This window comes from Mycolicibacterium rhodesiae (genome assembly GCF_002086695.1).
GTDB lineage: Bacteria > Actinomycetota > Actinomycetes > Mycobacteriales > Mycobacteriaceae > Mycobacterium > Mycobacterium rhodesiae.
This window is the reverse complement of record NZ_MVIH01000030.1, coordinates 1-14,150: the sequence shown is the minus strand read 5'-3', so window position 1 is coordinate 14,150 and position 14,150 is coordinate 1. Positions and strand designations below refer to the sequence as shown.

The window sequence follows — 14,150 nt, the reverse complement described above, 5'->3', positions numbered from 1 at the left end:
CTCCGCCACTTGACAACATATTGTCATTACGATTTGATGCTGTCATGCTAGCCGCAAGCCCCGCGATGACGAATGTGGACAGCGCACTGCGCAGCGCGGCGGCCAACCGCCCTGCCACCCAGGGATTTCCGCATCTCGCCGAGACACTGCGAAGGGCCGGCGTGCGGACCAACACCTGGTGGCTGCCGTCGATGCAGAGTGTTTACGACACCGAACTCGGCTGCGTGGTCGTTCAGTCGCCCGCATTATTCGACGGTATGGCGGACGTACCGGACTTCGACCGTGCCGCGCTGATCGAGGCACTGCGCACCGACCAGGCCGGACAGACGACGTTCCCGCAGTTCGCGCTGGCGGCGTGGCGTGCCGGCGTACTTCGTTGGGTGGTGGACCTCGACCACCGAACGTGCACGTACTTCGGTTCAGGCGACCAGGTCTACGTCGAACAGTATGCAGCTGTGGAGCTTTCGGTCACGTGAAGGTCAACTGGAGCCGCTCGAGGCGGCGCACCAGAAGGCTCGGCAGCCACCGTCCCACTTCGGTGGCGTCGATCGTCGCAGTGCGCTCCAGCAGCTGGCCGACGACGATCCGAGCCTCCAGCCGAGCCAACGCGGCTCCGACGCAGAAGTGCGCGCCCTTGCCAAAGGTGATGTGGCCCTTGCCAGCCGGTCGATCGAGTCGGAACTCTTCGGGGTCATCGAAGTGTGACGGGTCCCGGTTGGCGGCGCCCCACAACAGCAGCAATCGTGATCCCGCCTCGAGTTCGACGCCGAACAATTCGGTGTCGTTGACGACGTGACGGTAGTGCCCCCGAAACGGCGGCTCGTACCGGAGCACTTCCTCCAGGAACGCCCCCAACAGGCCGGGCTGATCGCGAAGCCTGTGCTGCACATCGGGTTGCGTTGCGAGAAGGTAAGCGGCAGAACCGATCAGGGAGGCCGTAGATTCACCGCCTGCACTGAACAGTGTGATCATGATCGCGAGCGCCGCAAGGTCACTGACGTCGCCGGCCGCACAGGCCGATGCCAGGTCACCCAACAGATTGTCGCGCGGCTCGGCCGCCGCCTGGCCGAATTGCCCTGCAACATATGCGCTGAGCTCCATCACAGCGACGCCGGCAGACTCCATCTGGGCCGGGGTCACCAAGCCTTCGACCACCTGGGTGGCCGAGTATCCCCACTGGATGATCCTGTCGATGTCGGTGTCGGGCACCCCGATGATCCGGCCGACGATCATCATCGGCAGCCGATTGGCCATCGCACCCATCCACTCGATACCGTCGTCATCGGCATTCGTCTTCCACAGCGCCCCTGCAGTTTCGGCGATGAATGCTTCGGCGGCGCGGATGCGTTTCGCCGCCAGTTGCGGCAGCAGAAGTCTCCGGTGGACCGAATGCACTGGTTCGTCCGCTGTCGCCAAGGCCTGCATATCGCCGCCGAGTTCGCCGACCGGGAAGGCGGTGACGGAACACGGCGGCTCGTACATCATGGTGGCGGTCAGATTCGAGGAGAAGTCATCGGGGCGAGCGACCGCCTCGTTGACGGCGTCCCAGCTGCTCACGGCATAGAAGCCCGAATTCCCGATCCGGTGGACGGCGCCGGTCTGATGCATGCGCTCGTACAGCGGGTGCGGATCCTGGATGTACCGGTCCTCGAAGAGCGCCAGCCCCAGGCCCGTGTCCGCCGATGTCATCTCTTCACGCTGAGTGGTGGCCGGGCGCCGCGTCAATCGTGAAGCAAGAAGTCGATACCGCGCCTGCACTCTCGACGGCGGCCGCGTCTCACTGGTGGGCGATTACCTGGGCAAACAGTCCATTCGCGCGAGTTTGTCGTCTCATACCTGAGAACATGTCTGCCATGGCTCGCAGCGACTGGGTGTTGGGCGGTGACCGCGCCGCAGCAGCGGCCGAGCGCATCTACGCCGCCGCAACCGAGCTCGTCATCCGCGACGGGCTGGACGCGTTGGACATCGACACCCTGGCCGCGAGGGTGCACTGTTCACGCGCCACGGTGTATCGCCACGCCGGCGGCAAGGGCCAGATCCGTGACGCGGTGTTGATGCGCCTCGCGGCGGGCATCATCGACACCGTTCGGCAATCCGTGGCGGGGCTCACCGGCGCGGAACGGGTGATCACCGCAATCACCGTGGCGCTCCAGCAGATTCGATCCGACCCGCTGCGGCGCCTGATGTTCAGCGCGGGGAGTTCACCAGACCTGAGGGACTTGCATTCCTCACCCATGCTCGCCCATCTCGCGGCCGAGCTGACCGGCATCACCGATGACGACCCGCTGGCCGCACAGTGGATTGTGCGGGTTGTCGTGTCCTTCGCCTACTCACCGATAGCAAGTGTGCGCGAGGAGCGTGCGGTGTTGGAGCGCTTCGTGGCACCCGCGTTCGAGACACGGTAATCGGATCCGAGCAACGAGCCGGGAGCCATCATTGTTTGGTGGTGAGAATCGAGACAACCTCGTAGAGCGGGTCAGGCGACGTGGAGATGCCACCGATGAACGGATGGGAAAGCTCGAGGATGAGAAACAGATTGGTCGCCACGATGAGGCCGACGATCGCCACCATCGGGTAGTGCATCCCGGCCTTCTCCACTCCGTAGAGGATCACAGTGCCGAGAACCATTGCGCTGGTCAGGAAGATGACCGCCCACAGCGGCCACGGCGGACCGGTGTCTTCGCGTGCGGTGAGCAGGCGGACGGTGCGGGCCTGACTTACCTTGTCCAAGTTGGCGTATGAACTCGACAGGAGAGCCTTCTGGCTGTCGGTCGTCGCGGTCACCTGGTGGTAGGCCGCCGACACCTTCGCCAGAGCGGCGTCGGCGTCCGGTGACCGGGCGCTGCGGTCGCTGTTCCACTCCGCGATGGCGGCGTTCTCGTAGTCGAGCAGGCTCTGCCGGATCCGGTCGGCATCAGCCTTCTCGAAAACCCCGAGATCCCTGGCCATTTCGACAGCTGCCGAACCCTCGGCCCGGGCGTTGGCGTCGGCGGTGGAGATCTGTCCCCACATCGACGAGACGATGAAACCGATGAAGAACGCGTAGATGAAGCCGATGAAGCTATAGGTGAACTTGGTGACGTCATTGTGCTCGTCACGGGTCAGAGCCGGGAACAGGCGTCGCACGCCCGCGGCGAGCAGCATCGCTCCCCCGGCGATCACGACGATCAGGACGACAAGAAGCAGGCCCGGCGGGATGTGACTGACGATCCACCCACTCATCGGCAACTCCCCCGTCAACACACAGCAGCTGGAGTCTAGTGCGCGTGCCCGTCCCCGTCGGCAGGCTCGACCTCGACCAGAAGCGCCATCCCGTGATGCGGGATCATCTCGACCGCGAAACTGTGCAGATCGTCGACGACCGCGATCTGCGCTCCGGTGAACATGTCGCGCACGGTCGCACCCGGCGGCAGAGTCTTGGACCGGACAGTGCCTGCGATGTCCTCGTTGGCGAAGTTCAGGACGGTCAGCTGATACTGCTCGGGTGCGTCGAGCTGGTGCACCATCACCAGCATGCCGCGATGCGACACCTCAGGAATGTCGACCTGCCGGCTGGTGGCAATGCCGTAGTGCGCCCGCACCCGCAGTATCGCCTGCAATTGGCGCAGGAAGCTGGTGTCGTCGGCGAGCTGTTCCGGAATCGACCCGTACAGGCTTCGGCCGCGCGGCATTCCGGCGTTCGACTTCGTCGCCCCCGGGTTGACGCCCATCAGGTCGTGCGCGGCGCGGTGGATCCACCGGGTGTCGCCACCGTGCATCAGGTCGGCGACCTCGGCCGATGGCAACGTGAGCATGCCGCACAGGTCCCAGCCGGACAGCGCGAACACTCCGGGCTGAAGTGCGTTGAACATGGCCAGCAGCAGGTGCGCCCGGCGGATGCGGTCGATGTCGTCGTCGATGTCGTCGAGGTCGCGATATCCCAGCGTCGCTGCGATCACTGTCGCTGTGGTGCAAGCGATTCCGTTCGTCGTGAAGACGCGGTTGTACGGTGCGGCCGGTCCGGTGAGCGCTTCGGTGAGATCGGCGCGCACACGTTCGCCGAGCGCCTCGCCGGTGATCTCGAGGCCTTTGTAGGTATAGATGTCGTCCTTGTGGCCGTTGGACCAGTGCACCAGCTCGTAGGTCAGCTCGTCATGGTTCTGCAGCGCGTGCACCAGTGATGCCGGGTCCACACCCAGTTCGATGGCGGTCCGCAGCGTCAGACGCAGGAACTCGGTGTCGGCGGTCGCCAGCGCGTGGTGATAGGCGGGCCGGTTGACGAAGTCGTAGGACAGATCGGCGCCGGTGCCGCTGGTCTCCTTGATGTCGTCGATGGTCAGGTTCAGTTCCTGGAAGGTGAAACCGCCCAGCTTGCGCACCATGCTCCCGATGAACTGATTGGCTGCCTGCGAGAGCGGGTGGCCTTCCGACCATCCCACGCCGTCGTCCCCGGACGTCTTCTCGGCGCCGAGGAAGCCGTTGGCGTCGAGGCGCAACCCACCCGAACCGAGATCGGTCAGCGAGTGCAGTGCGTCACCGATGACGAGGCGCATACCGGCGAAGGACGGGTCGAGCCAGTTGATCGAGGGCTGCCCCTCCTTGAAGTAGTGCAGATACACCCATCGCCGCTCGACGCCGTCGATGCCGACGACGGGGCGGGTGACACTCCAGTTGGTCTCCTTGATGCCCTCGGCGTAGAAGATCACGCGCTGCAGCCGGCCGATGATGTAGCCGGCCTTGTCGAGCCATTCCTCCGTCGCGGCGTCGACGTTGACCGAGTCCCGGCCGTGCGGAACATCGGGCAGGTGCTCCCAGTCCAGCGGATCGATGTCGATCATGTGATAGATGCCGGGGTAATCGGCGTACTTCATCTCCGCAAGCCGGAAATCCGCGCCCTTGCCGGTATGCCCGGGCACGATGTCGTCCAGAATCGTGCCGCCGTACCAGTTCGCGGTGCCGCACATCTGGCGAAACTCGTCCTCGGTGCCGAACGCCGGGTCGATCTGCGTGCTGATCCGGTCGAAGTGACCGTCGACGCTGGGCGTCAGCTGCCAGCCGGCGATGCCACCGGCGCGTTTGACGGGGCCGGTGTGGATTCCCTCGATACCGATCTCCGCGAATGCCTTCCACATCGCTTCATCGGCCATGGCCTTGAGGAACGACTCCTCGGGCCGGGTGATGAGAGACAGCGGGTACGCGGTGAACCAGACCGACGCGGCATCGACGGCACTGCGTGGACTGGGCGTGGCGTACGGGTTCTGCCACATCGAACCCTGGCCCGAGAATTGCTGGCTGATCTCGTTGGCGTCGGCGAGCATCGACTGTGACAACAGCCACGACACGTAGGCCTGGTTGTCCGCCGTCGGCGAACCGTCCTGCGCAATCGACCTGCGTACGAACGGGTTTCGCACGCGCGGGCGGAACCGCAACGTTCGAGGTCGGGCGGGGTGCAGATGCTCGTCGTAGGTGATCTCGGCGGGCGCATTGCCGGTTTCACCCTCGTCGGGCGGTCCATCGTCGGGCAGCCCATCAGATGTGGACTCCACCGTCTGCGACATGAGACTCCTGACTTTGTCTTGCTTCAACCTTGCCTGCCAAACCCGACGACGCGCCACTCGAGTATTGCCACCTGCGGCGCGGGTCGAAACGCTTCGCGGGTCAAGCGCCTAGCCTCGACGGTATGGACGAACTCTCCGACGATGTGTCCGCATTCCTCTCCGAGGGCACCCGAACGGCCAAGCTGGCCTATGTCGCGGCAGACGGCAGGCCGCTCGTCGCCCCGGTGTGGTTCATCGTCGACGGCGGTCAACTCGTGTTCAACACCGGGAAGGCGACCGCCAAAGGCCGCGCGCTGAGCCGCGACCCACGGGTCACGATCTGCGTCGACGACCAGGATCCGCCGTTCTCCTTCGTTCAGGTGCAGGGCACCGCGTCGCTCAGCGAGAATCCCGACGAACTGCTCGACCTCGCGACCCGTATCGCGGCCCGCTATATGGGAGCCGAGCGCGCCGAGGAATTCGGCAGACGCAACGGGGTGCCGGGTGAATTGGTGGTGCGGGTGGCCCCGACGAAGGTGATCAAGGCGTTCGACGTCGCCGGCTGATCAGAAGAACGGATTGCTGTTCTTCTGGTGCTCGGCTTCCTGCGGGCGCGGGCCGAACCGGGCGATGTAATCCTCTTCGATCCGGGCGTTCTTCTGCCGCTTGATCACGTCGACCAGGTTCGGGTCCAGGCCGTGCACAGCCAACCGATGGCGCCGCCAAACCTTGTTCAGCGCAAGCGAAATCGCCAGCGTCCACAGATATAGCGGCACCGTCATCTCGGCGTGCACGTACAACGAGTTGTTCTCCACCGGCAGCAGCCAAAACGGCGCCAGCAGGAAGAACGGCGGGATCGCCGCTTTGAGCATGAACCGCTTGACGGCACCGGGGCCTGCGAGGTCGTTCGCGACCCACTCCCGCATGGAATCGGGCAGTCGCCGGAACCCGTACGAATACATGATGAGTTGGCCCAGATTGGGCCGGTCGGCGGACGTGGCAGCCTCCTCGGGTAGCGGTTTCCTAACCCGTACCCTACTCGCCGTCGCGCGCGACAATTTCCGTTGAGCTGAGGCGTTGATCACCCTGCCTGCGCCGAGCTTTGTGCCGGTTCGACGGGATACCTGCCGCTGACCGCAGCCTTGAACTGCCCAAACTCTGTGGAGCTAAGGGGAATCGAACCCCTGACCTTCTCGATGCGAACGAGACGCGCTACCAACTGCGCTATAGCCCCTTGGTCGCTAGCAGGCTACCAGTCGCAGCCCGCCTTGTTGAAACCGGAGACCTACTGGCCTGCCGCCCGCGGGAGGTCGAAGTGCCGCGCGAACGCGACCTCGTCGAGGTGCTCGAAGATCGGGTCCTCATCATCGATGTCCAGCACCGCTGCACCGGGACGGCGCAGCCGGGACGGCACGACGTCGAATTCGCGGTCCTGGGTGTTCTCGACCCCGAGCCGCGAGCGCGCCATCCGCTGCTGGCGACGCCGGCGCACCTGCTCCTCGATCCTGGTCTGACGGCGCAGATACGCCAGGTACAGCACTGTCACGGCACCGGCCGCGCCGGTGACCCACCACAGATCCGAGCTGACGGTGAAGGACAGCGCGGCCGTGACGACCATGACCGCCGCCATCGCCATCAGCATCCGCTTGCGGAAGCGGTACTTGCGAGCGCTGACCGCCGCGGCCGTCGTGGACTCCGCACGACGCGGCCGGCCGGCCCGCGGCGTCACGGTCGTCGCCGGCTCGTCCTCGGCCTCCAGACCGGACGTGTCCTCGACATATTCGTACTCGTCCTCGGTGCCGTCCTGCGGCTGATCCTCGGTGACCGCCTGGAACTGATCGGTGTCGTCGCTCGCGGGCGCGGGGTCGGCCTGGTCGTCCTGCATCTCGTCGCTGGTCTCGTCGACCTCCGCCACCGGTTCGGCCACCACCGGCGCCGGAGCTTCGTCGAACAGGCTCGGCTGGACCTGGGCGCTGCGCGCGGCGCCTCCGACCGGCAGTGCACCGGAATCCTCGTCGACCACGTCGACGTCGAGGTAATCCGACTCGGCCTCCTCGGTGACCGCGGCCACCACAACGACCGTGCGGGTCCGCGACGGCGTCACCTCGTCGTCGGAGTCCAGCTCGTCAAACTGGTCCTCTTCGGGCTGCCAGTCCGGGTCGTGCCGATGACCGGCCGAGGGGCCGCTGCGCTTGAACCGGCGCGACTTCTCGCCGCCGTTGAGCACTCGGGTGGCAAGCGCGACGTCACTGGTCCGGCGGACGTTGTCACGCTTGCTGATGAGCATCGGGACCAACACGAACAACCACAGCACCACAAGAGAGATCCAGAGCAATGATTGGGGGATGCTTGGCATGGTGGCCTGCTCCTTTCGCGTCCAGGCTAGGTCCGTGACCTTGGCAACCCGGGACGGCGCGCCGGAGTCAATTACACACTTGTAATTTGCCCTTGACAAGCACCAACAGCCACAAATGTCACATTAGTAACAAGTCGCCTCGGCAATCACGCCCAGTGCGCCAGCCCGCGGTGCACCAGCCGACCCGCCACCGAGCCCTCGACCTCTTCCACCGTCATCCCCACCAGCAGGTGGTCGCGCCACGCACCGTCGACATCGAGGTACCGCTCCAGCAAGCCCTCCTCACGGAACCCCACCTTGGCCAGCACCGCGCGACTCGCCGCATTCTCCGGACGCACCGTCGCCTCCACCCGATGCAGCCCGACCGGCCCGAAGCAGTGGTCGAGCCCCAGCGCAAGCGCACCCGTGGCCACCCCGCCACCGGTCACGGCACTGGACACCCAATAGCCGATCCACGCTGAGCGCAACGCCCCGTGCGTCACGTTGCCGATCGTGAGCTGACCGCTGAACTGCCCGTCGAGTTCGATCACATACGGCAACATCCGACCCTTGCGCGCCTCCGCCCGAAGGCCTGAGCACACCGGCGGCCAGGACGAAACCGCATGCCGCACAGTCCAATCCACCTCAGCGGTGGGCTCCCACGGCTCGAGGTAGCGGCGGTCTGCCAGACGAATGCGGCTCCACATCGCCGCGTCGCGCATCCGCACCGGACGCAACCGGATCACCCCTGCGGCGACCCGCAGCGGACCGACGGAAGCGGGCCAGCCCGGGTGCAGGGAACTGTTTCGCCACAAATTCACTTATGCTCCGCGGTTCACCCTCGTTGAGCCAGGAAGGCGACGTCGACGACCTCGCCGGTTCGGACCTGATCCAGCTCGGTCGGCACCACGACCAAGCAGTTGGCCTCGGCCAGCGTCGCCAAGAGATGCGACGACGAACCCGGGGCGCCGCCGAGCGCCTGCACCAGATATTCGCCGGTGTCCTGATCCCGCATGAGCTGTCCCCGCAGGAATCCCTTCCGCCCGGGCACCGACGAAATCGGCGACAACGCCCGGGCCTGCACGACACGCCGGAGCGATTGCCGCTTGCCCAGCGAGAGCCGAATCAGCGGGCGAACCATGACTTCGAAAACCACCAGCGCGCTGACCGGGTTCGCCGGCAACAGGAACGTCGGGACCCGTTCGCGGCCCAGCTGACCGAAGCCCTGCACCGACCCGGGATGCATGGCGATCCTGGTGACCTCCATCTCGCCGAGCTTGGACAGCACCGCGCGCACACCTTCGGCCGCAGCCCCACCGACCGCTCCGGCGATCACGACCACCTCGGCTCGGTTGAGCTGACCCTCGACGGCCTCGCGCAACGACTTCGGATCGGTGCTGACGATGCCCACCCGATTAACCTCGGCGCCGGCATCGCGCGCCGCGGCAGCGATCGCATAGGAGTTGACGTCGTACACCTGGCCATTGCCGGGCGTCCGGGAGATGTCGACCAACTCGCCGCCCACACTCATCACGGTCACCCGGGGACGCGGATGCACCAGCACCCGCTCGCGGCCGACCGCGGCCAGAAGTCCCACCTGCGCGGCGCCGATCGTCGCCCCGGCGCGCACCGCGACGTCACCGGGCTGCACATCGTCACCAGCCCGGCGCACGTAGGCGCCCGACCGGACCCCGCGCAGCACTCGCACCCGCGCCTGACCGCCGTCGGTCCAGCGCAACGGCAGCACCGCATCGGCCAGCGTCGGCATCGGCGCGCCGGTCTGCACCCGGGCGGCTTGCTTGGGCTGCAACCGGCTCGGGGTACGCGCGCCGGCCTCGATCACACCCATCACCGGCAGGCTGATGTCGGCGCCCGGCTCGTCATCGGCGTCGCCGCCGAGACCCTGGACATCCACGCTGCGGACCGCATAGCCGTCGATGGCGGCCTGGTCGAAACCGGGCAGCGGATGTTCGGTGATCACTTCCTCGGCGCACATCAGGCCCTGCGCCTCGGCGATCGGCACGCGTACCGGGCGTGGCGCCACCGCCGCGGCCGCCACTCTGGCCTGCTGTTCCTCTACCGAACGCACCGGGCGCCTTTCTGCCTCGAGCTTCTCCTCGCGCGGGCCCGCCGCAGCTTCTACTGTTCGGTCTTGTCCGCCAGGCCCAGGCGTGCCGTCAACCATCGCCGCAAATCCGGGCCATAGTCGTCACGATCCAAGGCAAAGTCAACCGCAGCCTTCAAGTAGCCGCCGGGATTTCCCAAGTCGTGTCGAGAGCCGCGGTGCACCACAACATGCACCGGGTGGCCCTCCTTGATCAACAACTCGATGGCGTCGGTCAGCTGGATCTCCCCGCCGACACCCCGATCGACGCGACGCAGCGCGTCGAAGATCGCCCGATCGAGGATGTAGCGGCCCGCGGCGGCGAACAGCGAGGGCGCATCCTCCGCCTTGGGCTTCTCCACCATGCCTTTGACCTTGAGCACGTTCGGATTTGCCGCATCGGGGACCGGCTCGACATCGAACACACCGTAGGAGCTGACCTCGTCCTCGGTCACCTCGATGGCACACAGCACCGTGCCGCCCCGCTTGGCCCGCACCTTCGCCATGGTCTCGAGCACACCGGTCGGCAGCACCAGGTCGTCAGGCAGCAGTACCGAGACCGCGTCCTCGTCCGGCGACAACACCGCTTCCACACAACCGACCGCGTGGCCCAGCCCCAACGGCTCGTGCTGCACCACCGACTCGACCTTGATCAGTGCCGGGGCGCGTCGCACCTTCTCCAGCATCGCCTTCTTGCCGCGAGCCTCCAGCGTGCCTTCCAGCACCAGATCCTCGACGAAGTGGGCGACCACGCTGTCTTTGCCTTCCGAGGTGACGATCACCAGCCGCTCGGCGCCCGCCTCCGCAGCCTCCTCGGCGACGAGTTCGATACCGGGCGTGTCGACGACAGGCAGCAATTCCTTGGGCACTGTCTTGGTGGCGGGCAGGAATCGCGTTCCCAATCCGGCCGCGGGGACGATCGCTGTGCGTGGAATCGGGACCTCTGGCGGCCTCATCGTTCACACCCTAACGGCAACATGTTGGTCCTTCACTCTGGCGCAATGCAGTTGCGCGCTGACATGGTGGACGGCGTGCTCGCCGGTACTAAAGCCCAACACCGGGCTGCCCTGTTGGCGGCGCGCCGGGAGGTGCCTGCCGAGGTGCGGACGGCAGAGGCAGTGGCGCTCTGTGCGCACCTCGAGGAGTTCGTGGGCCGGAACGACACCGTGTGCGCCTATCTCCCGGTGGGCACCGAGCCGGGTTCGCCCCAGCTGGTGGACCGGCTGCGCGAACTGTGCGCCCGCGTGCTGTTGCCGGTGACGCGCACCGCCGACGGTGAACCCCTGGCCCTGCAGTGGGGCATCTACGTGCCCGGCGCGCTGGTCGCCGCACGATACGGGCTGCGTGAGCCCGCCGAGCCGGTGTTGCCGAGCTCGGCCGTGGGCGACGCCGACCTCGTGCTCGTGCCGGCTCTGGCGGTGGACCGCCGAGGAGTGCGGCTGGGTCGCGGCGGCGGCTTCTACGATCGCTCGCTGTCGCTGTGCCAACCCACCGCCAAGCTGGTCGCGGTGGTTCGCGACGTGGAGCTTGTCGACGAACTGCCCAGCGAACCTCATGACGTTCGGATGACCCATGTCCTCACCCCCAAACACGGTCTTTCTGCGCTGGCCAACACAGCGTGAGGCCATTGCGCATACCATGCACCCGCACGCTCCCCCTCGAAGGGTTTTTTCCCCATTTCGTCGCGGCGTACCCCCGGCGCGGCTTGGGGGAATGATACGTGCCACGTGGCGGTTCTAGCACTTGGCACGGTAGAGTGCTAAAAGACCAAGTCTCGTTCCGGAGGTTCAAGTGCCGACCTACAGCTACGCGTGTACCGAGTGCGACAACCGCTTCGACGCGGTACAGGCGTTCACTGATGACGCCCTGACCACGTGCCCCGAGTGCTCGGGTCGGCTGCGCAAGCTGTTCAATTCGGTCGGCGTGGTCTTCAAGGGCAGCGGCTTCTACCGCACGGATAGCCGCGAAGCAGGCAAGAGCAGCGGCAAGTCGGAGTCGTCCTCGTCGTCGACTTCGGAGAAGTCGACGAGCTCCAGCGACTCGTCGAGCTCGTCGAGTTCATCCAGTTCGTCGAGTTCGTCCACGTCCTCGGCGCCCGCCGCCGCAGCATCGAGCTGACACTCCGAACATCGTTGGGGCGCAAAGAGTTCGGCGCGCTCAGGAAGCCATTCCAGCCGGATCGGGGTTGTCCCCGAATTCGATTGAAAAGCCGACCAGTTCACTGCTCTCGTCCTTGACCGGGCGGATATGAACCTGTTCCACCGATCCGTCGGACGCCTTCTCGTCGAACGCCGGGAAAGGCTCGTCGAGCAGGTCGGAGGCGCGAAGCTCGGCCATGGTGTCCGGAGTGACCCCGATCAGATCCCAGATGGGGCGTCCGGCCACTTCTCCCCCGGCGGAGTCCAGCGTGTTGTCGAACGCGGCGCTGGACGCCACGACGGTGCCTGCCGGATCCATGAACGCGACAGCAGCGTCGGGAGCGTAGCTCTCGGACAACCGATGGGCGCGCAATTCCAGGGACATCGGCACCGACAGATTCTCGGCGGCCCGTGCGGAAGCCATCTGTGCCAACACATCTGGCACCTGCTGAGCCGGCATCGGTCGCCCGAACAGATAGCCCTGCGCCAGCTTGCAACCCATCGTCCGCAACAACTCGGCCTGCCCGGGAGTCTCGACCCCTTCCGCCACGACAGCCAGGCCCAAACTGTGACCCAAGCTCACCACCGCGTGCACGATCTTGCGGCTCTGACGGTGTTCCTCCATCGCCGCCACGAAGCTGGCGTCGACCTTCAATTTCGAGAACGGCAACGTGCTGAGCCACGTCAGGCTTGAGTAACCGGTGCCGAAATCGTCCATGGCGATCATGCAGCCGAGGTTGATCAGCCGGTCGAGCGTTCGTCGTGGCTGGGCCAGGTCGTCGATGAAGCCCGACTCGGTGACTTCAATGTGCACGCGGCTCAACGGAAATGACGAGTCCATCGCCGCTTTGGCGATCCTGGTGGCCAGCTCGGGGTTGCGCAGCTGGGTTGGTGAGACATTGAAGCCGAGGAACAGATGGTGCGGCCAGTCCGCGGCGGCCGAAAACGCGGCGCGCATCAGCTGATCCAGCATGCGATCGAGCAGTCCGAACCGGTCCGCGATCGGGATGAACCGGTCGGGAGCGATGTAGCCCTGCTCCGGATCGTTCCACCGGGCGAGGACTTCGAATCCCAGGACGTGCCCGTCGTCCAGGGACACGATCGGCTGAAAGAACGGCTGCACCACGCCGGTCGCAAGAGCCCCCAAGAGTCTGCGCGCAAGAAGCTGATCAGCGTTCACTACTGCGCCCCCTCTCCCCAGCACAGGCGCCGAACTACAGCTGGATACGGTACAGGCAAACATCACTCAGGGCGTCCAGAAAGCACAAAGACGCCCGCCTGCAAACAATCCTTCCTCCGCCGCGGCAGTTGTCAACAGGCGAACATACGACGCGAAACCACCGTCGCTTCCCGCGCTCTACGGTTGCGTCATGGGCGAGTCGCTCAACCCCACACTGCCGAGCCGGATCCGGCACATGCTCCGCCCCGACTTCACCCGCACCGTCGTGGCGCGCCGGGTCGTGGCCGGTGCGCTGGTCGTTCTCGCCGGCATTGCCGCGCTGCGGCCCGACCCCGACCACCACCGAATCGACGTGGTGGTCACAACGCATGATCTCAGCCCGGGGCTGGCGTTGTCCGTTGACGATGTCACGGTGGAGAAGCGTTCTGCGGCAACGGTTCCCGACGGCGCCCAAGTGAGAGTCGACGATGTTGTCGGGGTGACCCTGGCCGGACCGGCGCGACGAGGTGAGGTACTCACCGACGTCAGGGTGCTCGGTTCACGATTGACCGGTCTCACCGCAGGCCCCGACGCCCGGGTGGTCCCGCTGCATCTTGCCGACGCGGCGGTGCTCGACGTGATCCGGCCTGGCGACGTCGTCGACGTCATGGGCGCCGCGGATGCCGGCGGCGACGCGAAGCCGACGCTTGCGGCCACCAACGCCGTCGTGGTGCTGGTTTCACCCAAGCAGAAGGCAGCCGGCGCCGGCGATGACCGGGTGGTGTTGGTGGCGTTGCCTGCCGCAGGCGCGCACGCGTTGGCGGCGGCAACGCTGGTTCAGACCGTCACCCTGACGATCCACTGAGCTACCCGACAGGCGGTGGGGGCAGCGGGGTGG

15 protein-coding genes and 1 tRNA gene are annotated in these 14,150 nt (G+C 66.1%); 6 read left to right on the top strand and 10 right to left on the bottom strand.

Going from position 1 to position 14,150, the window contains the following annotated elements:
- The first annotated feature begins 44 nt into the window (after positions 1-44).
- A complete protein-coding gene (locus BST42_RS28080; RefSeq protein WP_083122990.1) occupies positions 45-476 on the top strand; it encodes a DUF1398 domain-containing protein in 432 nt (143 codons plus the stop codon).
- On the opposite strand, the gene BST42_RS28075 is transcribed toward BST42_RS28080, so the two are convergent.
- Positions 469-1,689: a cytochrome P450 gene (locus BST42_RS28075; protein WP_083122989.1), complete on the bottom strand. Its 1,221-nt coding sequence runs from the start codon at positions 1,687-1,689 to the stop codon at positions 469-471. The two genes, BST42_RS28080 and BST42_RS28075, sit on opposite strands and share 8 nt — an antisense overlap.
- Before the next feature lie 164 nt (positions 1,690-1,853).
- On the opposite strand from BST42_RS28075, the gene BST42_RS28070 reads away from it, so the two are divergent.
- Positions 1,854-2,405, top strand: a complete 552-nt coding sequence (locus BST42_RS28070; protein ID WP_083122988.1) for a TetR/AcrR family transcriptional regulator — start codon at positions 1,854-1,856, stop codon at positions 2,403-2,405.
- Between the two features lie 28 nt (positions 2,406-2,433).
- Here the strand turns inward: BST42_RS28070 and BST42_RS28065 are convergent, their stop codons facing one another.
- Together BST42_RS28065 and treS are read right to left on the bottom strand one after the other, a co-directional pair.
- Positions 2,434-3,222 (bottom strand): bestrophin-like domain, encoded by a 789-nt coding sequence (locus BST42_RS28065; protein ID WP_083122987.1) that lies wholly within the window; start codon positions 3,220-3,222, stop codon positions 2,434-2,436.
- A gap of 35 nt (positions 3,223-3,257) precedes the next feature.
- Positions 3,258-5,537 (bottom strand): maltose alpha-D-glucosyltransferase, encoded by a 2,280-nt coding sequence (gene treS / locus BST42_RS28060; protein WP_083122986.1) that lies wholly within the window; start codon positions 5,535-5,537, stop codon positions 3,258-3,260.
- A 122-nt stretch (positions 5,538-5,659) separates the two neighbouring features.
- Between treS and BST42_RS28055 the strand changes: the two genes are divergently transcribed.
- Positions 5,660-6,082 carry a PPOX class F420-dependent oxidoreductase gene (locus BST42_RS28055; protein ID WP_083122985.1) on the top strand — a complete coding sequence of 141 codons (423 nt, stop codon included), beginning with the start codon at positions 5,660-5,662 and terminating at the stop codon, positions 6,080-6,082.
- On the opposite strand, the gene BST42_RS28050 is transcribed toward BST42_RS28055, so the two are convergent.
- The 6 genes from BST42_RS28050 to BST42_RS28025 all read right to left on the bottom strand — a co-directional run bounded on the left by BST42_RS28050 (position 6,083) and on the right by BST42_RS28025 (position 10,911).
- Positions 6,083-6,493, bottom strand: a complete 411-nt coding sequence (locus BST42_RS28050) for a DUF5313 domain-containing protein (RefSeq protein WP_264048815.1) — start codon at positions 6,491-6,493, stop codon at positions 6,083-6,085.
- 184 nt (positions 6,494-6,677) lie between these two features.
- Positions 6,678-6,750: transfer RNA gene (locus BST42_RS28045), tRNA-Ala, on the bottom strand.
- Positions 6,751-6,801: 51 nt separating this feature from the next.
- Positions 6,802-7,872 (bottom strand): divisome protein SepX/GlpR, encoded by a 1,071-nt coding sequence (gene sepX / locus BST42_RS28040; RefSeq protein WP_083122983.1) that lies wholly within the window; start codon positions 7,870-7,872, stop codon positions 6,802-6,804.
- Positions 7,873-8,018: 146 nt separating this feature from the next.
- The gene (locus BST42_RS28035) at positions 8,019-8,672 is read right to left on the bottom strand and encodes a GNAT family N-acetyltransferase (protein ID WP_083122982.1); all 654 of its coding nucleotides are present in this window, start codon (positions 8,670-8,672) and stop codon (positions 8,019-8,021) included.
- A 14-nt stretch (positions 8,673-8,686) separates the two neighbouring features.
- Positions 8,687-9,940 carry a molybdotransferase-like divisome protein Glp gene (gene glp, locus BST42_RS28030; protein ID WP_083122981.1) on the bottom strand — a complete coding sequence of 418 codons (1,254 nt, stop codon included), beginning with the start codon at positions 9,938-9,940 and terminating at the stop codon, positions 8,687-8,689.
- Between the two features lie 50 nt (positions 9,941-9,990).
- Entirely contained in the window at positions 9,991-10,911 is a 921-nt protein-coding gene (locus BST42_RS28025) for a UTP--glucose-1-phosphate uridylyltransferase (RefSeq protein WP_083122980.1), read from the bottom strand.
- Between the two features lie 45 nt (positions 10,912-10,956).
- Between BST42_RS28025 and BST42_RS28020 the strand changes: the two genes are divergently transcribed.
- Positions 10,957-11,577: a 5-formyltetrahydrofolate cyclo-ligase gene (locus tag BST42_RS28020; RefSeq protein WP_237159624.1), complete on the top strand. Its 621-nt coding sequence runs from the start codon at positions 10,957-10,959 to the stop codon at positions 11,575-11,577.
- Between the two features lie 169 nt (positions 11,578-11,746).
- On the top strand, positions 11,747-12,073 hold the full coding sequence (locus BST42_RS28015) for an FmdB family zinc ribbon protein (RefSeq protein ID WP_083122978.1): 327 nt from the start codon (positions 11,747-11,749) through the stop codon (positions 12,071-12,073).
- A 39-nt stretch (positions 12,074-12,112) separates the two neighbouring features.
- On the opposite strand, the gene BST42_RS28010 is transcribed toward BST42_RS28015, so the two are convergent.
- Positions 12,113-13,273 (bottom strand): EAL domain-containing protein, encoded by a 1,161-nt coding sequence (locus BST42_RS28010; RefSeq protein WP_165760950.1) that lies wholly within the window; start codon positions 13,271-13,273, stop codon positions 12,113-12,115.
- A 190-nt stretch (positions 13,274-13,463) separates the two neighbouring features.
- Here BST42_RS28010 and BST42_RS28005 point away from each other — a divergent pair, with 190 nt between their 5' ends.
- Positions 13,464-14,117 carry an SAF domain-containing protein gene (locus tag BST42_RS28005; RefSeq protein WP_083122976.1) on the top strand — a complete coding sequence of 218 codons (654 nt, stop codon included), beginning with the start codon at positions 13,464-13,466 and terminating at the stop codon, positions 14,115-14,117.
- The last annotated feature ends 33 nt before the right edge of the window (positions 14,118-14,150 follow it).